At 67.0% G+C, this 19392-nt stretch carries 14 protein-coding genes; 8 read left to right on the top strand and 6 right to left on the bottom strand.

Translation table 11 applies throughout. The annotated features are described in order from the left end of the window. Positions 1 to 1010 (bottom strand): BapA prefix-like domain-containing protein (locus tag OS124_RS27100; RefSeq protein ID WP_010141905.1); only part of this gene is annotated, 1010 nt, incomplete at its 3' end. A 598-nt stretch (positions 1011 to 1608) separates the two neighbouring features. On the opposite strand from OS124_RS27100, the gene OS124_RS0120755 reads away from it, so the two are divergent. Further along, on the top strand, positions 1609 to 3531 hold the full coding sequence (locus tag OS124_RS0120755) for a hybrid sensor histidine kinase/response regulator (protein ID WP_010141904.1): 1923 nt from the start codon (positions 1609 to 1611) through the stop codon (positions 3529 to 3531). A gap of 108 nt (positions 3532 to 3639) precedes the next feature. Then, complete coding sequence (locus OS124_RS0120750; RefSeq protein ID WP_010141903.1) at positions 3640 to 4284, top strand: response regulator transcription factor; 645 nt, start codon at positions 3640 to 3642, stop codon at positions 4282 to 4284. 114 nt (positions 4285 to 4398) lie between these two features. On the opposite strand, the gene OS124_RS0120745 is transcribed toward OS124_RS0120750, so the two are convergent. From OS124_RS0120745 to OS124_RS27745, 5 genes are all read right to left on the bottom strand, one after another. Next, positions 4399 to 5775, bottom strand: a complete 1377-nt coding sequence (locus OS124_RS0120745) for a BamA/TamA family outer membrane protein (RefSeq protein ID WP_237708149.1) — start codon at positions 5773 to 5775, stop codon at positions 4399 to 4401. 120 nt (positions 5776 to 5895) lie between these two features. Further along, positions 5896 to 7068 carry an HlyD family efflux transporter periplasmic adaptor subunit gene (locus OS124_RS0120740; protein WP_010141901.1) on the bottom strand — a complete coding sequence of 391 codons (1173 nt, stop codon included), beginning with the start codon at positions 7066 to 7068 and terminating at the stop codon, positions 5896 to 5898. Continuing rightward, complete coding sequence (locus OS124_RS0120735) at positions 7065 to 9209, bottom strand: type I secretion system permease/ATPase (protein ID WP_010141900.1); 2145 nt, start codon at positions 9207 to 9209, stop codon at positions 7065 to 7067. The genes OS124_RS0120740 and OS124_RS0120735 overlap by 4 nt, the downstream gene beginning before the upstream one ends. A 37-nt stretch (positions 9210 to 9246) precedes the next feature. Continuing rightward, complete coding sequence (locus OS124_RS0120730; RefSeq protein ID WP_010141899.1) at positions 9247 to 10536, bottom strand: TolC family protein; 1290 nt, start codon at positions 10534 to 10536, stop codon at positions 9247 to 9249. Positions 10537 to 11475: 939 nt separating this feature from the next. After that, a complete protein-coding gene (locus OS124_RS27745) occupies positions 11476 to 13095 on the bottom strand; it encodes a hypothetical protein (protein ID WP_193372581.1) in 1620 nt (539 codons plus the stop codon). 808 nt (positions 13096 to 13903) lie between these two features. Between OS124_RS27745 and OS124_RS0120720 the strand changes: the two genes are divergently transcribed. From OS124_RS0120720 to OS124_RS25460, 6 genes are all read left to right on the top strand, one after another. Then, complete coding sequence (locus tag OS124_RS0120720) at positions 13904 to 14122, top strand: Flp family type IVb pilin (protein WP_010141897.1); 219 nt, start codon at positions 13904 to 13906, stop codon at positions 14120 to 14122. 17 nt (positions 14123 to 14139) lie between these two features. Further along, the gene (cpaB, locus tag OS124_RS26270; RefSeq protein ID WP_168161498.1) at positions 14140 to 15027 is read left to right on the top strand and encodes a Flp pilus assembly protein CpaB; all 888 of its coding nucleotides are present in this window, start codon (positions 14140 to 14142) and stop codon (positions 15025 to 15027) included. A 20-nt stretch (positions 15028 to 15047) separates the two neighbouring features. After that, positions 15048 to 16394, top strand: a complete 1347-nt coding sequence (locus tag OS124_RS0120710) for a type II and III secretion system protein family protein (protein WP_010141894.1) — start codon at positions 15048 to 15050, stop codon at positions 16392 to 16394. Further along, a complete protein-coding gene (locus OS124_RS0120705; RefSeq protein ID WP_010141892.1) occupies positions 16391 to 16930 on the top strand; it encodes a hypothetical protein in 540 nt (179 codons plus the stop codon). Before OS124_RS0120710 ends, OS124_RS0120705 begins: the two co-directional genes overlap by 4 nt. A gap of 20 nt (positions 16931 to 16950) precedes the next feature. Then, positions 16951 to 18195: an AAA family ATPase gene (locus tag OS124_RS0120700; RefSeq protein WP_010141891.1), complete on the top strand. Its 1245-nt coding sequence runs from the start codon at positions 16951 to 16953 to the stop codon at positions 18193 to 18195. Further along, positions 18192 to 19392: CpaF family protein (locus tag OS124_RS25460; RefSeq protein ID WP_010141890.1), on the top strand; the 1201-nt coding region annotated here is incomplete at its 3' end. The genes OS124_RS0120700 and OS124_RS25460, both read left to right, overlap by 4 nt.

The raw sequence follows: 19392 nt of genomic DNA, 5'->3' as shown, positions 1-19392 counted from the left end.
GCACGCCGCCGAGCAGACCTTCGTCCACCCAGCACACCATCCAGCAGGCCCTCATCGCCGCCCAGCACACCTCCGAGCAGACCTTCGTCACCCAGCACACCGTCCAGCGGGCCCTCATCTCCGCCCAGCACACCTCCGAGCAGACCTTCGTCACCCAGCACGCCGTCCAGCAGGCCGCCCGAGGCGCCCTCTCCTTCGCTATCGCCAAAGGCGCCGGTCCCCAGCAGGGAGCCCACGAGGCCATCGGCCCCGGTCACGGCCGCCAGAGTGCCTTCATTCCCGACGAGATCACCCAGCAGACCCTCCGAGCCCGTCACGCTGCCTAGCAGGCCGCTGTTGCCGGTCACATCGCCCAGCAAGCCACCATCGGCCACCAGCGGGTCCAGCAAACCCGTGTCGCTGGAGACAACCCCGTCTCCGATGAGGGGCGTGCCAACCAGATCGGTTGTGATCTCTCCCAGCAGGCCGGTCTGTCCGACAAGCCCGCCCAGCAGGCCCTCGCTGCCGGTGACCGGGCCCAGAAGACCACTGTCATCGACCAGTCCACCCAACAGACCCTGCGTGCCGATCAGCGGATCAAGGACGCCCTGAACTTGAGTGTCGCCACCGTCGCCGCCATCACCACCGCCGTCACCACCATCACCACCGCCGTCACCGCCGTCGCCGCCGTCACCACCATCACCACCGCCGTCGCCACCGTCCTCGCCGCCATCACCATCGCCGCCAGCCAATGCACCGAGACCCAGGATCCCGGCCCCGGCGAGGGCCGCGAGACCTTCCTGGCTCATCCCGGCACCGATACCCGATGCGACTTCCTCGCCATCGAAGATCAGGCTGTGAATCGATTCATTCGGCGTGCCGTTGTAGTAGTCCTTCACCAGGATCTGATCGCCATTGTTCATGTAGATCATCAGATCCGTGCCTTCGCGCCCGTAACGCGCGACGTCGATGCGCTTGGCATCAATCTGCACAGGCACTTCGGCGCCTGCCTGAATAACTTTGAGAGCCATCTCAACCACCTTCTGCTAAACTTGGACCCTGCGGCCCACCCCGGCACGGCGCGCACAAAAGACCGTATGCCATGCTTAATGATGTTAAGATACATACTTTAGTAAATGCAGCAACCAGAATTCACTCTCGCCCGGGCAGAAACTTCAACCTCAGCAAGCCCGGCAAGTGTGGCCAATGGGGACCAGAGGCAGATCAAAGCCGCAGGAAAAGATCGCAAAACCCTGATATGATATAATTAAATTGAATTCTGATAGAGAGACCGCTCCCTCCCCACGCAACCGCATTACCAAACCGGCGTCACGCCCTAAGCGGCGCCCAGCCTGGCACGAAACATATCATTTAGTATGTATCGCGCCCGAAAAGACGACAGTATCGGGCAGATATCCGAGAATCTCCGGCGCGCGCTATTGTCCCTGCCGCGCAGAGACGTTCATATGGATGGGACAAGCCCATTCCACGCGACCAGGCTGCAACGAAGGAATGTGAGGCCAAGCCGTGCCAGACCGCCCCCGACAGCAGACACCGCCCGACTCCACCGGCGGGACAAGGCGCCTTCCCAAGACGCTGCGCCCTCTCGCCGCGGCCTCGGTGCGCCCGATGCTCCAGGTCGTCGCGCGGATGATCGCAACCGACCGCAGGGCAGTCGTGCTCGCATCGGAGCGCGCCGAGATCCTTCTGGCAAATGCCCCGGCCAACAGGATCCCGCTGGACAGCGCGGCCCTGACCCGGCTTCTGGACTGGCCGACCGTCGTCGCGCGCGCCAGGGATGCCGGCAGCGTGCAGGTCTCGACCTCCAACGAGGCGCAACCGCTGGAAGGGGAAGTTGTGCATCTCTCGCTGGGTGCCGCCGATTGCTACCTGCTGCGGCTCGCCGAGAGCGACCAGGAAGCCGCCTGGCTTCGCAACCGGGCCCGTTCGGCAAGGCTGATGCGGGTGGCCCATGATCTGCGCACACCGATCCAGTCCCTTCTGGCCATCGCCGAAACCGGGCTGTCCCCGGACGATCAGAGCCCCGACGACAAGGGCGCCGACGACAAGGGCAGCGACGACGGACATCGCGCCCTGCTGCAACAGGCAGCAGAGCTGGCGCTGGACCACATCGACAACGTGCTCAACGTCATCCGGGGCGAAGGCAGCGTGGCAGGCCTGCAACCCGACGAGGACTTCTGCGTCACCGAGGAACTGCGCAGCCTACTTGCCATGGTCAGCCCCATAGTCCGCCAGCGTGGCGCCGAGATGAACGTCACCCTGGACCCGCCCGAGGATGTCTGGCTGCACGGCCCCGTGCGCTTCCTGCGCGCCCTGTTCCAGAACATGATCGACAATTCCGCCAAGTACGGCGGCGAGATGGTCGAGATCCTGCTGTCCTGCCGGCCGCTGTCGGAGACGATGGACGGCGTCGGCAGCCGGCACCGCATCTCGGTTTCGCTTGAGGTGCGCGACCTCGGCGGCGGCCTTCCGCCAGAGCGCAAGGCGCAGCTGAACGAGGCTCTGGGCCAGGCCGGCAACCTGGTCCTGCCCCCCACCGCGACCGCCAGTGAAAGCCGGCCTTCGGCAGGTCTGAACGTCCTCGCCCATGCCCTGCGCCAGCTGGGCGGAGAGCTTGAGGTTTTCGACCGGGGAGCAGATGGCGCCCCCCTGCCCCCGGATGGCAGCGCGGGCACGGTGGTCACCGGCACCCTCCTGAGGGCTTCGTTCTGCCTGCCCGAGGGCGAAGCGCTCGCCCCCCTTGCGCCCCCGGCTGCCCCAACGGACGGGACGGCACCGCTGGCGGGCCTGCGGCTGCTGATCGTCGAAGACAGCCCGTCGAGCCGCGACTGGCTGGTGCAGATCCTGCGCGCGGCGGGCGCCCGCGTCTATCCGGCCGGCAACGGCATGGAGGCCCTGGCGCTGCTGGCCCGCAAGGAGGTGCACAGCGCGCTGGACCTGGTGATGACCGACATGACCCTGCCCTACATGAACGGCTTCGAGCTGGCACAGCGGATCACCGCGGCCCGGATCGCCGGCCGGTTGACCTGGAGCGGACCGATCCTTGGCCTGACGGCCCATGTGGATGACCAGATCCGGGCCTCCTGCGCGGCAGCGGGCATCGCGCGCGTCCTCGAGAAACCGATCCGCCCTTCGGCGCTGTGCCAGGCGATCCGCGAGGCGCTGACGCTCGGCCCTGCGACGGCGGCGCCCCCTGCCGAGGCCGGCGATGTCACCCTGGCGAACCCCGTGGTCGAGGACCTGCTGCAGCAATTCGGCACCGAAGGCACGCGAAGGTTCATGACGCGGGCCCATGACGAAGCCGGAGAGGTGGCGGCGGACCTGCGGCGCGAAGGCGTCCGCTCGGACACCGGTCGGCGCCTGCATGCCGCCACCGGCGCCTGTAGCCTGACCGGCCTGACCGCCCTGGAAAGCGCCCTTCGCCAGATCGAAATCGCGGTCAAGGCGCAGGAGACTGAGCTTGATCCGCATATCGACACGCTGGAGGCGACCCTGCGCGCCACAACCGATGCGATAAGAAATCTGGCCTAGCGCGCGTTTCGGGCTAATCTCTTGCAGCAAGCAGCGGCTATGGTATAGCTCGCTATTCAGTCAATATCGGCGAATAAATGCCGAAAGCGCCGTAAGAAGAGCAGGCAAATGACCTCCGATACATTGACCGATCTCCGCATTCTGGTCGCCGATGACCACGCGATGGTCCTGGAAATGTTCCAGCAATTCCTGTCCAGCCAGGCCAACATGGAAGCCGTGACCGCTCCGGATCTGGATGCCGCCCTAGCCTGCATGGACAACGAGGGCCCCTTCGACCTGGCGCTTGTCGATCTCAACATGCCCGGCATGGACGGCACCAGCGGGCTGCGCAAGGCGATGGAGCACAACAAGGGCAAGCCGGTGGCCCTGCTGACCAGCAACCCCTCGCCCGACGTGGTCGCCGACGTGTTGCAGCTCGGCGCTGCGGGGATCGTGCTCAAGACCACCTCGCTGAAGGACCTCGCCAACGAGGTCCGCTTCATGATCGCCGGCGGTCGCTACATCCCGGTCGAGCTGATCGAGACCGGCCCGATCCGCACCCGCACCCGCGAGGCGACGAACTCTCCGCTGTCCGCGCGTGAGATGACGGTGCTGAACCTGCTCGGCGAAGGCCGCTCGAACCGCGAGATCGGCGCGGCGCTGACCCTCGCCGAGGCGACGGTGAAGATGCACGTGAAGTCGATCTGCTCGAAGCTGGGCGCCAGCAACCGTACACAGGCGGTGATCGTCGCACAGGACATGGGCCTGATCTGACAGCGTCGCATCCCACAGGGCCCTGTTGAGTGGCACCTGACTGCCGCGCCCTTGACTGGCCAGGCGCCATCCGGCGGAGACCCGATGCAGGCGCGGGCCTGATCCCCACTGCGCTCAGAAACGGGTCGCGATACTGATCCCGAAAGCCTGAGACCTGTCGCCCGGCTGCTGCTCCAACGGCTCGGCCAGGTAGAGCGACACCGGCGTCTGACCGACGTCGAAACTGACCGACAGGCCGATGCTGCTGCGCCGGTGGAAGCTGTCGTCGATACTGCCGCCCAGGGTGTTTTCCAGCCCCCAGGCCGCCCCCACATCAACGAAGACCCCGCCGCGCAGGCTGCGGCCGTTGAGGACATCGAACTCCCGTTGCAGCTCAAGCGAGGCCACGGCGAAGTTCGTGCCGCCCAGGGCCTCGCCGCCATCGCGCGGACCGATGCCACGCGGTGCGAACCCCCGGAAGCTGGCCGCACCGGGATGGAAGCGGTCGATGGCGCGGCTACTGCCGCCGCCGGTGCCCCAGACCCGTCCCGCGTCCAGCCCTGCCAGAAGCTGCAGCCTGTCCCCGAGGGACCAGCGGGCATCCAGGCTGATCCGGCTGTCCAGCAGCGCGTCATCCGTGCCGAGGTTCCAGGCATATTGCGCCAGCGCCACCGCATAGGCCGCCCCCAGAGCGGCCTCGCCACCCTCGTCCGCCGAACGCCATTGCAGGCTGGCGCGCAGGTAGGGCGCCTCGATCAGGTCGCTTTCCTCGGCCATCAGCAGAGGGCTGGCCGTCGCGGCCACGTCGTACATCCGGTAGGCGCGATAGCCCAGCCCCAGCTCGGCGCGCAGCTGTGGCGTCGGGGTCCAGGCCAGGTAAGGTTCCAAACGCAGGCTCTCTTCGGCAAAGCTCTGGTCGTCGTAGTCCGAGCGATGGCCCGCGAGGTCCAGCCCGAGGTCGAGACTGTCGCCAAAGGCATCGGCGCGGTAGAGCACCCCCTCGAAGCGCGCCACCTCGTCATTGTAGCTGAGGCTGAGGGCGCCGTAGGTGCCGGGCAGCAGATTGTAGCGCTCGAACGACAGGCCCGCCATGCCGCCCGCCTCGGAATCCCAGCTCAGCGAGGCTTCGATGCGGCCCGGGCGGGTGTTCAGCTCGGTCACGTCGATGACCAGCACATCGCCTTCGCGGCGCAGCTCGACCCGTTCGAAAACACCGGTCAGCATCAGGCAGCTTTCGATGGCGCGCAACTCTTCGTCCCAGTAGTCGACGCCGGGCTGCACGCCACAGGTGGCCTGGATCTTGTCTTCGGCGATGAACTCGGCCCCGCGCACGTCGACGGCAACCGGCGCGGCGGCCTCCTGCGCCAGCGCGGGGGTGAGCGCGGGGCCGGCGAGGGCCGCCACCCCCACCCCCGCGCCGATCAGTCCAAGCGGGCCAGCCAGGGCGTGTCCGGCAGAACCGGCACGGGCAATCCGGGCTCTGCCATGCGGCAGCTTCGGCAGCAATTTCACGGTCGTCTTCCTTGTCATCGGCTGGGTCAGGGGCGGGGTCATGGGCGGGCCACCGGGGCAGATCCGGCGCGCCAGCCTGTCTTCCTTCAGTCCAGGATCGGGGTCACGGGCAACTCGGCACTAGCGCAGCTGTGCATTCAGCAGGGGCCTTGTCAGATAGCTGAGCACCGAGCGCTCACCGCTCTCGATATCCACCTGTGCCAGCATCCCGGGGCGGATGTAGTACTTCTCTCCGTAGCGCTCGAGGTAGCCTAGTTCGGTCCGCACCATCACCCGGTAGAAGTCCTGCGGGCCCTGGGCGGTGTCCTCTTCCACGGTATCCTCGGAAATCTGGGTGACGGTGCCGCGCAGATCGCCATAGGTCGAAAAGTCGTAGGCCGTGATCTTCACGCTGGCCGGCATGCCCGGTGCGATGAAGGCGACGTCGCGCGGCAGCACCTTGGTCTCAAGCATCAGCTGGTCGTCGGTCGGGGTGATCTGCATGATCGGCTCGCCCGGCTGCACGACCCCGCCCAGGGTGGTGATGTCGATATTGTTCACCCGCCCCTCGACCGGAGAGCGGATCTCGGTCCGCTGGAACTCGTCCTGCTTGCGCACCAGCTCCTGCTCCAGCGTGGCCAGCTTCGAGCGGCGCGCCGCGAGGTCCTTGTAGGCATCCTGCACATAGGCATTGCGGGTGTCGCTGATCTTGCCGTCCAGCTCGGCGCGCCGTTGCTGCAGTTGAAGGACGTCGATCTTGCTGACCGAACCGCCCTCGGCGAGGGGGCTGGTGATGTCGATCTGCGCCTGCACCGACTGCCGCTCTGCGTCCAGGGCCTGCAACGAGGCCTCAAGTTTCGTGCGCCGGGCCTCGAAAAGACGCAGCTCTCCGGCCTCGACCTCGGTCGGATCGGCACCGAAATCCAGCATGGGCTGTTCCAGCACCTCGGCCTCCAGCCGGGCAACCTCGGCACGCAGGGCCTCGATCTCGCCGCTGGTGGCGCGGAAGGCCGCCTCGGATCGGGTCGGGTCGAGGCGCGCCAGAAGCTGGCCCTCCTGAACCAGCTCGCCCTCCTGCACCGCGAGCGAGGACAGGATGCCGCCCTCGAGGCTCTGGATCGTCTGCATCCGGCGCAGGGGAACCACCCGGCCATCGCCCCGGGTGATCTCGTTCAGCTGGGCGAAATGGGCCCAGGCGACGGCGATCCCCATGCTGAGCACGATCAGCTGGATCGTCATCCGCGCCCGGCGCAGGGTCTGGCGCCGGTAGCTGCCATCAAGGTGGCTGGCGTGGGTGAAATCAGCCTGGGTCATTGCACGGCCTTCACCGGGTTCTTCTGCGCCGAGGTCGCCCGCGCCGAGTTCAGGATCTGCATCAGGTCGCCATCCCGGGCCACCTTGCCGTCCTTCAGCACCACTGCGCGATCAGTCAGGGCCAGCAGCTCTCGCTTGTGGGTCGAGATCACCGTCGTGCGCCCCTGCAGCCAGGTCTTCAGGTGCTTGATCACATGGGCTTCGGTCACATGGTCCAGCGCCGCCGTCGGCTCGTCCAGCAGGACGATGCGGGGGTCCTGCAACAGGATGCGAGCCATGCCGATGGATTGCCGCTGCCCCCCCGAGACATTGCCGTTGCCATGGATCACCAGGTCCAGCCCGCGCACGTGGCGGCGCACGAAGCTGCCCAGGCCGACCGCATCCAGCGCGGCCAGCAGCTCGTCATCGGAGTGCAGCCCGTGGTCTAGCAGCAGGTTGTCGCGCAGGGTGCCGTGGAACAGCGCCACGCTCTGCGGCAGGTAGCCGATCTGGCGACGGCGGTCGATCGGGTCGATCTGGTTCAGCGCCAGGTCATCCACCAGAACTGTGCCGCTCTGAGGATCGACAAGCCCCGCGAGGATGCGCAGAAGGCTTGTCTTGCCCGAGCCGTTGCCCCCGAGCAGCGCGATCCGCTCGCCCGCCTCGACCCGCATGTCCTTGATCTGCAGCACCGGCGGCGCATCCCGGTCATGGCGGAAGACCACATCATCCAGCACATAGCTGCCATCCATCGCGGCGGCGCGAACGAAATGCCGGCCTGCCGGGCGTTCCACGGGCAATTTCATGATCCGGTCCAGCCCCTCCATGGCGGCGCGGACTTGCTGCCAGCGCGCCAGCAGGTTGGCCACCTGCCCCATGGGCGACATGGTCCGGGTGGCCAGCAGCGTGCAGGCGATCAGCGACCCGACGGTCAGCTGTCCGGCGCTGATCAGGTAGACCCCGGCGATGATCACCCCCGCATAGGCCAGCCGCTGCACGGCGCTGACCAGCTGCGAGATGAAGGCCGTCAGGTTGCGTGTGCGCACGGCGGTATTGGCCATGGTCGCGCTGAGCTGCGCGTAGGAGCGCTCCAGCCGGCCTTCCGCACGGGATGCCTTGACCGTCTCGAGGTTCGAGATCGTCTCGAGCAGCAGCCCGTTCAGCGCGGCGGCCTCGCGGGTGTTCTCCTTCGAGGCGGCGGCCAGACGGCGTTGCAGCAGCAGGCCCGGCAGGACGGTCAGCACCACCCCGGCCAGCACCACCCAGGCGACGCTGCCACCGATGTACCAGATGACGCCGACGAAGATCAGCACGAAGGGCAGATCGCAGATCGCCGTCACCGTCCCCGAGGTGAAGAACTCGCGCACAGTGGCGAAGTCGCGCACCTGGCTGGCCATCACCCCGGTCGAGGCTGGTTGATGCGCCAGCCGCATGTGGGCGACCTTGGCAAACAGCTTGCCCGACAGCTTCAGGTCGAGATCACGGCCCGAGACATCCACCAGCGAGGCCCGCATCAGGCGCAGCGCGAATTCCAGCACGATGGCCAGGCCGACACCGCTGGCCAGGATCCACAGCGTATCGAAGGCGTTGTTGGGCACCACGCGGTCATAGACCTGCATCGAGAACAGCGCCGTCGCCACAGCCAGCAGGTTGGCCGCGAAAGAGGCCAGGACCACGTCGCGATAGATCCACCAGTTGTCCAGCACCGGACCCAGGATCCAGTGCCGCCGGTCGGGGCGATCCTCGGCCAGCCGCTTGGAGACGATGTCGATCGGCTTCGCCACAAGGATGGTGCCGTCATGCTGTGCTTCCAGCTCGGAGCGGTTCCAGACGCTGCGGCCGCCGCCCGCATCCGAGGGGCACACCCGGGCCTCTTCGGCGTCGAGGTCCTCCAGCACCACGAAGCGGCCGTTCTTCAGGAACAGCAGCACCGGCAGGCTACTCTCGGGCAGGTTGGCCAGCGGTTCGCGGCTGATGCGGCAGCTCATGTTGGCCCGCCGCAGCGCCAGCGGGACAAGATCGACGGGCAGGACACCGTCGCCGTCGCGCGGCAAGCCGTCCGTCAACTGCGCCGCGCTGGTGGACACCCCCTGCACCCGACACAGATCCACGAGCCCCTGCACGAGAAGATCGCGCTGACCGAACAGAACATCGTCTTTCATTGCCTACTCCCCCTCGAATGGCCCCAGGCCAGATCCGTCATTGTCCCGGTGCCGTGGCGACGATCAGCGCCCCCAGCACTCCCAGATCATGCGCGGCCTGGTATTCGGTCTTCTTGCGTTCCTCCCGGGTCTCGATCGCGTCTATCTGCGCATCATAGAGATCCCGCCCGGTGCTCAGCAGGTCGATCAGCTCGCGCCGACCAGCCGAGAACTGGTTCTCGTAGGTTTCCAGCACCTTCTGCGACTCGACCAGCTGCCGTTCCCGGCTGATCTCGCTGCGCTGAAGGATCGCCAGCTGATCGAGCGCGGTGGACACCGCGTTGGTCAGGTCACGCTCGGTCGCCAGCAGGGTGTTGCGCGCCGCTTCCGCCGCCATCACCGCCGACTGGATCTGGCGCTGCCCGAACCCGCTGGAGCTTAGGTTCACCCCCGCCGAAATGCTGACCGAGGTGCTGGAGCGGCCACCGTTGAGATCCTGTCGACCCTCCGCCTCAAGCTCGATCGTCGGCAGGCGGCGGGCCTTCGCAACCCGGATGCCTGCCTCGGCCTCGTCTGCCTCGGCGCGGGCACGAATGTAGTTCGGAGACAGGCGCACGGCCGTCATCACCCGTCCCGCATCCAGGTAGCGGGTGGCGAACGACAGTCCCGGAGGCGTAACGATCCCCGCCACGGGCTCGCCGACAAGGAAGGCGATCTGAGACATGGCCAGGCTGCGGTTGGCCTGGATCTGGGCCAGCTGATCCTCGGCCCGGGCGATTTCCAGCCGCGCCCGGGCGACCTCGCCATTGTCGCCGACGCCCGCGCGGGCCCGATCCTCGGCCTGGCCGGCAATGCGCCGGGCAAAGGCCATGTAATTTCCGGTCTGAGCCAGCTTCCGGTCAAGGCTTTCAATCTGAAGGAAATATTGCGCGACTTCGAGGGTGACCTCCTCGATCTCGAGCTTCAGTTCCGCCACCGACTGGGCCCGCACATGGGTTGCCTCTGCAATCTTGCCCCGCGTCAGGCCCCAGTCGTAAAGCAGTTGCGTGACCGTCAGCGTCAGATCTGACCCGTCGTTGTCACTGCTGCCGCTGCCGGACAGGCCGATACTTGGATACCAGGCCTCCTTCTCGGCCTCGATGTCGATCTCGCGCCCCAGGACCTGCTGACGCAGCGCGGTGACACCGGGATCGATCTGGGTGGCCCGCAGCACCGCCTGCTGCAGAGACATCTGCGCCTGCGCCGCCCCCCCCGCCGACAGCAGCGCTATACCGCAGAACGCGATCAGCTTCAGCCTGCAGGCGAGACCCGAGCCCGCGAAACCGGAGCGTTCGCCCGGCGCATCCACGACTTTCCGGCCAGTGCCAAAAACTAAAGTATGGACCCTGCCACGACCGTCAAACGCGCCCTCTTCAACCACCTTGGGGGTTTCTCCCCGCAACGCCCCACCGATTGGTCGCATTGCAATTCCCGAGGAGAAACTCAATTTATTCGATGACATTGCGCACACTCTATTCATCTGCCCAAGGCCCGACCCTTTATCCGCACAAGCGCAGTGCCCCGGTTCCGCAAGGCGGAATGGCAAAGCTCTCTTAAGATTTCAGAAGGCCGGAACGACGACCGTCGCCCGGGAAGATAGGGACTCCTTCAAACATCGCGGGAAGCATCCGCACGAATGCTCCAAACGACACAATCTCTCGACCATTCCAAGGGGTCGCCCCTGAGCGAAATCGCCTAACGCACTATGAAACCTGAGTGTTTCTCGATGACCTCAGGTTTCTCGGCAAGAACGCTCCCACCACCTCGGAACCAACAATTACCCACTTCCGGTAGAATCACCCACGGGGGCGCACCCGGACACTTATTAATCGAACAGTATCCGCTTCACTTCCTGGAAACGGAATCATTGCACTACTACCAATGAAAATGGCCGAATACGCATTTCAGCGCACCCTGCCGAAGGCAGCAATGACGAGGCAATTCGCGACGTTAACCGGCGGAAAAACCACAACAATTCCACCGGTCCTGCAACCACGCAGGGGTCGAATGACCCTGCGCCCTTTCCATGCCATTCCCGCGGCAGGCGAAGGCGATTGCATTGGCTCCACGAAATGAACCCGTACTATAGTTGTATCCCATTTCCATATTAGGCAGCAAGCCCGTAGTCGCTGTCTGCGGACAATGCACCACAACCCCTGGGAGAGGGACGCCCGTTACGCATCTGGCGAAAGTTACCGGTTCGAGCAATTGCCCCGATACATGCGGAGCCCCTCCGGGAAGAACGGCTTCAGATCGCCTCGTCTGCGTCGCCGCCCGGCAGCAAGCCGTCCAGCAGCGTGTCCGAGGTGTCACCGACAACACCGAAGAGCGTGCCGATCGCCTCCTCGATCGCGGTATCGCCCAGCAGGCCCTCGCCCTGATCCGGGGTCTCTTCCCCAAGCAGGGCCTCGAAGGCACCCGAGCCGCCGAGGATCTCTCCCCCGCCCTCGCCAAGCAGATCATTCAGCAGCGCATTCACATCCGGATCATGGTCCGACCCCTCTGCGCCGTTCAGCGTCTCGACGATGCCGCAGCTGATCAGGCTGCCCGTCAGCGAGCTGAGGTCATCGAGCCCGGCGAACATGTCCCCCAGCTCGTCCCCGCCCTCGCCCACGTCGATGCCGAAGACATCCACATCACCCAGCAGGCCATCCAGCAGATCGCCCCCGACCGGCAGGCCGTCATTCATCACGTCGGACACGAGACTGTCGAGGAAACTGTCGATGCCATCCCCGTCCACGTCCTCCAGCAGATCGATGTCCGGACCGTCCTCGGATAGACCACCGGTCAGCCCCCCCAGCAGGGAGCCGACAAGCCCGTCCTCGCCAAGAAGTCCGTCGCCGACAGAACCGAGATCCCCATCAGGACCAAGCACGCCCCCGACGAGTCCGTCGACCAACCCAGTTGCGCCACTCAGCCCGCCAACCACGGAACCAAGCAGGCCACCCTCACCGGCGACCCCGTCAAGCAACGAGTCGATCACCCCGCCGTCGCCGACCAACCCGTCCAGCAGGTCTTCGGTCAGCTCGACGATCAGGCTTTCCTCGCCATAGACCAGCCCCAGAAGTCCATTGTCTGCAACGATGATCTCGACCACGCTGCCAAGCGCGCTGTCGTAATCCAGCAAACCGTCTAGCAAACCGCCGTGCCCGAGCAGGCCATCGGCAATGCCGCCATCGCCCAGGATGCCCTCGACAACGCCCTGGACCGCCCCGCCTTCGCCCAACAGATCATCCAGCAGGTCATCGACCAGACCGCCGTCGCCCAGCAGATCGTCTACCAGGCCATCGTCTCCGACAAGCCCGCCGACAATGCCGGACAGCAGCCCGTCATCTTCATCGCCCGGGGCGCCGGGGGCGTCATCAGAGGTGCCGGCGCCGGCCTTCTCGACGGTCGTCTCGGCAGTCAGTCCCATCGAGGCATGCGCCAGCGGCACCGCTTCGAGACTGGTCACCGAGCCGCCGTAGCCAAGAATGAACCCGGCGGCTGCGTCGTCGCCTCCCTCAGCCTGGGCGTCACCAGCCTCGGGCTCGGCGCCGGCCTCGGTGCCCGCCTCCGTGCCATCGACGGCAACGACATCCACGGCCACATCACCCTGCGGCTCGACGGAGGGATCACCTTCGGAACGCGCCGGATCGCCCGTGACATCGTCCGGCTCAGGGGTGGCGGCAAAGGCGGAGAGGCCGTTCTGGGATCCGCTCTGCATGGCCAGTCCCATGCCGATGGCACTTGCAGCGGCCATCGACGAGGTGGAACCGGCGGAGCGCGCGCCCTCGCGAAGGTGCCGCGCCGAGCTGGACAGCTCTGGCGTCATGCCGGCGCTCTCGGCCTCCGACCGCGCCCCCACAGGCTCCTTCTTTCCCGACAACAGCTTCTCCAATGTCACAATTGCGCCCCCCGTTGGGCGCCCCGCCCGGGCCGCGCGCGACTCGCGCGCATCGGGTCAGGGGTATACCCCCTATAGTATGCACACCCACCCATCAGCGCAAGAGTCCATGCGCATCGCACCAAGTGTCCACGCAAAGCCTTATCAACAAAAGATTCACTCCCGCTGCAGGAGGCCTTCCGCAGGGTCTGGCCATCCGTCTGACATCTGTCCTTTAGTAGTGAGTCCAGGCGATACCGTCGCATCGCCTCGTCCAATATCCCCGTTCGGGAATCAGGGATCGGCGCCTCGGGATCTTGTTTGTCTGGCCAAAAACGGGGTCGATCAAGGCCGTTCGGGGCTCCGCCTGCGCGCGCCCATGCCGACACGATGCCATCCACTCCCCTCGAACAGGGGGCATTCTGCCTCAGGCTTCCAAGTGAACGCCGCCATCGCCGATTCAGCGGGCCTGCACCAAGCCACCCAGGGAGCGATTCGGGCCCGGAGGGGTTGAAAATGCGGAAACGTGCAGATCTGATTAATGCTTAAGTATTAAATCAAAACATACTTAAGTAATAACCATAAGTATTTAAATTTATCTTTCGGACATTTTATCCATTAGACCATCAACGAATTCCCAGATTATCAGCTAGAAAACATACTTTAGTTGTTGCCCGACTTTATCTCATGTGAGTACCTATCCATTAGAGATCGCCACTCATCCCCGGCCGATCCTGCCTTGAATTGTAAGCGTTTTTCCCGCGCATGCCACACCTGCGCGCACGGGGAAGTTTTATCTGGAGGACTTAGAATGTTTCCCGTTCATACCATCAAGAAGACCCTGGCCCGCTTCAAACGCGACGAAAGCGGCGCGACCGCCATCGAATACGGTCTCTTCGCAGCCCTGATCGGTGCGGTCATCGTGACGGTCGTCGCCTCCCTTGGCACAAACATCAACCTTGGCTTCACCTCAGTGAATGACAAGCTCGAAGAGGCCATCGGCACGGAAGTTGAAGAGCCGACGACCTGACAATGCACGTCAGTTCGATGAAGCGCCTGCTCCTGGTCATCGTGACGTCCCTTCTGGCGGCGCTCGCGGTGGCCTGGTTCAGCATCAGCACCAACGGAGCCCCGATAGAGGCCCGTGCGCAGGCGCCCGTAACGCCCTCGCCAGCCCCCGCGCCCGCGCCCGCGCCGACGGTCTCTGTCCTGACGGCGCGAAGCAGCCTGGCGAAGGGTGCGGCGATCCCGCCGGAGGCCCTGGGCCGGCTGACCCTCGCCGATGGCCAGCTGCAGGAGGGACTGTTGCAGGACACCCCCGCGAACCGCCAGGCCCTGCTGGCTCTCGCCGCGCCCCGCGACATCCCCGCGGGCACAACCTTCATCGCCGCCGATCTGCTGCCACCAGCGCCCGAGCCGGTGGCAGAGCCGCCCCGCCCCGTCGGCTACGCGGGCCTGCTGGGCACCGGCATGCGCGCGATCGCGGTGCCGGTCACCGCCGAAACCGCCGTGGCGGGGCTGATCTCCAGCGGAGACCGCGTCGACGTGATGATTTCCTACGACACCCGGGAGGGGCTGCGGGCCGTCCGCACGATCCTCAGCAACGTCAGGGTCATCGCCCGCGACCGGACGACCGGGAACACCTCGGATGGCACGGGAGTGCCCCGCACGATCACCCTGGAACTTGACCCTGAGGGCGCCAAGATCCTGGCCCTGGCGATGCAGACCGGCGACCTGATGCTGGTGCTCAGCGCCCCGGGCGGCGGCCCCCTGCCGCTGATCATCGAGGACGCCCCCATGCTGTCCTCTCGCCTTTCGGGCGGAGATGCCCCGCGCGCGGCGCCCGCCACGACCCGCGTCGAGGTCTTCCGCGGAAACGCGACGCAGCGCGTCCTCACCCTGCCGGATCCCACGGCCCCGCCCGCCTCTCAATAGCCCTGACCTGAAGAGATATCATGCTGCCCAGATTGACCTTCCCCCGCCTCCGGCCGCCGCTGCTGGCGCTCGCCACCGCAGCCGGGCTTGCCGATCCGGCGAGCCTCGCCGCCCAGACGGTGCTCGAGACCACGGGCCGCCCGATCACCATGTTTGCCGGTGAAGGCAAGCTGGTGCAGCTCGACACGCCGGCCAGCTCGGTCTTCCTGGCCGACCCGGAGACCGCTGACGTCGAGGTGAAATCGCCCACCCTGCTCTACCTCTATGGCAAGAGCATGGGGGAAACGACGCTCTTCGTCATCGACGATACCGACCAGGTGGCGCTGAGCAGCCTGCTTCGGGTGACGCTCAATGCCGAGGCGCTGAGCCGGGCCGCCCATGCCGCCGTGCGCCGCGGCAGCTTCAGCGTCACCGAGGTCGACGGCGCCATCCTGCTCTCGGGCATGGTCGAGACGATCGGCGATGCCCAGCAGATCGAGACGGTGGTGCGTGCCCTTGCCGGTCCCGGCGCGCCCATCGTCAACAGCCTGCACCTGTCAACTCCGCCGCAGGTCAACCTGCAGGTCCGCATCGCCGAGGTCTCGCGCACGGTGACCAATGATCTCAGCTCTGTCTGGGGCGAGGGGATCACCGGCGGCGCGGGCGTGGCGGGCGGCTTCGCCGTCGCTTCCGACTTCCAGATCGGCGACGCGCTGCTTGGCCTGTCGCTCGAGGCGCTGCAGACCCAGGGGCTGGTCACCATCCTGTCCGAGCCGAACCTGACCGCCCGGTCCGGCGATACCGCCAGTTTCCTTGCCGGCGGGCGCTTTCCCTACCAGACCTCGGGCGGCAGCAGCGACCGGGTGTCGGTGACCTTCGAACCCTTCGGCGTCGAGCTGGAATTCACCCCCGAGGTGATGCGGACCAACCAGATCAAGCTGAACGTCAACACCAAGATCCGCGAGCTGGACTTCTCGAACGGCAGCCAGACCGGCGCGCAGAACCTGCCTCTGATCCTCGAACGCAGTGCCGAGACCACCATCGAGGTGGGCAGCGGCCAGAGCTTCGCCATCGCCGGGCTGTTCTCGGCCTCGACCCAACAGGACATCGACAAGATCCCCGGTCTCGGCGACCTGCCCCTGCTGGGCGCGCTCTTCCGCTCGACCAGCTTCCAGCAGGGCAAGACAGAGCTGGTGATCATCGTCACCCCCTACATCGTCGCGCCCGGCGATCCGGCTAGCTTCAAGACCCCGGTTGACCGCTATGCCCCGGCCACGGCAACCGAGCAGATGCTGCTCGGCAAGTTTGAGGGCAGCCGGGGTGGCGACGGCAGCGCGGCGGTTTCGGTGCGCAGCATCAACGGCAAGGCGGGGCTTCTGTTGCAATGACCTCCTTCAGCACCCTTCTGCGCGGCCTCGCCCTTTGCCTGCCCCTGCTGATCGGGGCCTGCATGCGGCCCGAGCCGGACACCCCTACCGTCAGCCGCCTCTCGGCCCCCTATGTCGAGGCGCAGCACCAATACCGCTTCGCCTCCGGCTCGGCCGCGCTCGTCGGTGGCGAGAGGGCGCGCATCCACGGCTTTCTCACGGGCCTGGCGCTGCGCCCGGGCGACGTGGTGGTCGTCACCATCCCCGGCTCCGGCTCGGCCAGTGTGGATGCCGGGCGGCGCCAGACCATGCAGGCGGCCCTGGCCCTGGTGCCGGCCCGCATCCGCATCGCCCAGGACCAGAGCTTCGGCCCCCGCCCGAGCCCGCGCAGCCAGTACGGCATCCTGCGCGTGGCCCGCGCCCAGGGGATCCGTGTCGACTGCGACCCCGGCTTCGGGGACCTGGGCTGTGCCAATGCCACCAACCTGGCCGTCATGATCCACGAACCCGGAGATGTCCTGACCCCGCAGGTCACCGGCACCCGGACCGGGTTCTGACCCACGCCAAGGAGACAGCCGTGAACCGCCACGTTTCGCCCGCTCCGACCGCCGCCCCCCCGCTGAGGCTGGAGGCTTTCGTGCAGTCCGAAGAGGCCCGCGCCGCGCTGCAGCGCATCGGGCACCAGCTGGGCATCGTCCCGGCCACCGCCCCGCGAGAGGGCACGCTGTCGACGGCGGCGCGCATGGTGGGCATGGCCGACTTCGGTGACCTGTTGATCGCCGAACTGGCCGGGGACAGCGACGAGGCCGCCGCCCGCGCCGCGATCGCCCAGCTTGCCGCCGAGGGGGTCGGGGTGGTCGTGCTGGGCTGGCGCAACGACATCGCCACCTATCGCGGCTTCCTCGCGGCGGGGGCGCAGGACTATCTGGTGCTGCCGCTTGACGGCCCGTTCGAGATCCGCAGCGGGGCGCCCGAGCCGGCGCAACCCGTGGTCGCCGGGCCGCGCTCGCGCGCGGTGGCGGTCTGTGGCGTCAGCGGCGGCGTCGGTGCCAGCCTGCTGGCCGCCAACCTGGCCCTCGCCCTCGGCGCCGCCACCGAGGCAAGCGCCGCCCCCGGCGGCCCCTCCCCCGTAGCGCTGCTGGACGCCGACCTGCTGTTCGGCAGCCAGGCGGTGGATTTCGACGTGCCCCCGACCAGCGGGTTGCTGGATGCGCTGCTCGCGCCCGCCCGGGTCGACCGCACCTTCCTCGACACCACAATGGCCATGCCCTTCGAGGGGCTCTCGCTGTTTTCTGCCGAACTGGCCGACATCGACGCGCTGGACAGCCACCGCGCGGGGCTGGGGCACCTGGTCGGACGGTTGCGACAGGAGTTTCCCGCCGTCGTCATCGACCTGCCCCGCGCGCAATTGGCCGAGACACCCCGACTGGCTGACGGGGTCGACGACCTGGTGCTGGTGCTGGGCCCCGGCTTCGGCTCGGTCCGGGCCTTCGTGCGGCTGATGGACCGCCTCGGCGACGGCGGGACGGGGCCGCGGATCTGGCCCGTCCTCTCCCATACCCGCCGCGACGCCGGGCTGAAGCGCTCTGAGATCGCCGAGACGCTGGAGCGCGACATCGTGCTGGATCTGCCGCAATGCGGGGCCGAGCTGGCCCGTGCCCAGATCAAGGGCCAGCCACTGCAGCGGCTGGCGCCCCGCAGCGCCTATGCCCGCGCCGTCCGGACCCTGGCGCAGAAGATCGCCGCCCCCGAGACCGAGACCGGGACCAAAGGCCAGCACGGCGCCGCGTCGCGCGGCCGCAAGGCGAGGTCGACCCGATGAGCCCCGAGGCCGCCCCGGCGACAGTGTCAGGCAGCGCTCCCGCGCCGGACTTCGGCGCACTGCGTCGGGCGGTGGCTGCCCAGCTCGCCGAGATGCCCCAGCCGGTCACCGGGGCCGATGCCTACACGGTCAGTGCCGCCATCGACCGGGTCGCCGCCCAGCAGGGACGACCGATCCCGCCCGACCTCCAGCGCCGGCTGATGCAGGAGCTGACCCCGACGGCGCCCCGCAGCGCGCAACCGGCCGCCCTGCCCTCTGCCATGTCGCCCCCGGGTGCGCCGCCGATGACACCATCGACGGTGTCGGCCCGCGACATGCCGGTCAGCTTCACCCGGCGGCTCAATGCCCTCAGCCGCGAGATCCTTCCCGAGGCCATGGCGCTGCTGGATTTCCGCGCCCTCGCGGACCTGGACCCGCAGGCGCAGCGCAACACGATCCGCGACGCGGTGCTGGATGTCAGCAAGTCGCAGCGGCTGGACCTCAACGGCGCCGAAAGCGCCGAGCTGGTCGGCTACGTGATCGACGACATGATGGGCTTCGGACCGCTGGAACGGCTGCTGGCCGATGACGGCATTTCGGACATCATGGTGAACGGCCCTCGACAGGTCTACGTCGAGCGCGGCGGCAGGCTGAGCCTCACCGATATCTCGTTCCGTGACGACCAGCACGTGATCAACATCGCCACCCGCATCGTCTCGCTGGCCGGGCGGCGGGTGGACGAAAGCTCTCCGCTGGTCGATGCCCGCCTGCCCGACGGCAGCCGGATCAACGTGACCATCCCGCCGCTGGCGCTGGACGGGCCGACGATGACCATCCGCAAGTTCCCGAAGGACAACCTGGCGCTTGGCGACCTGGTCGAGCGCAACAGCCTGTCGCCGCGCATGGCCGACCTGCTGCGGGTGGCGGCCCGGCTGCGCCTCAACATCCTGATCTCGGGCGGCACCGGCTCGGGCAAGACCACCCTGCTCAACGCCATCTCGCGAGAGATCCCGGAAACCGAACGGATCGTCACCATCGAGGACGCCGCCGAGCTGCGTCTGCAACAGCCCCACGTGGTGCGGCTAGAGACCCGCCCGCCGACCATCGAGGGGCTGGGCGAAGTGACCATGCGGCACCTCTTCCGCAACGCGCTGCGGATGCGGCCGGACCGGATCATCATCGGCGAAGTGCGCTCGGACGAGGCGCTGGACCTGCTGC

Origin of the sequence: Oceanicola sp. S124 (assembly GCF_000220565.1) — a bacterium.
Taxonomy (GTDB): domain Bacteria; phylum Pseudomonadota; class Alphaproteobacteria; order Rhodobacterales; family Rhodobacteraceae; genus Pseudooceanicola.
This window is presented reverse-complemented; position numbering and strand designations above follow the sequence as displayed.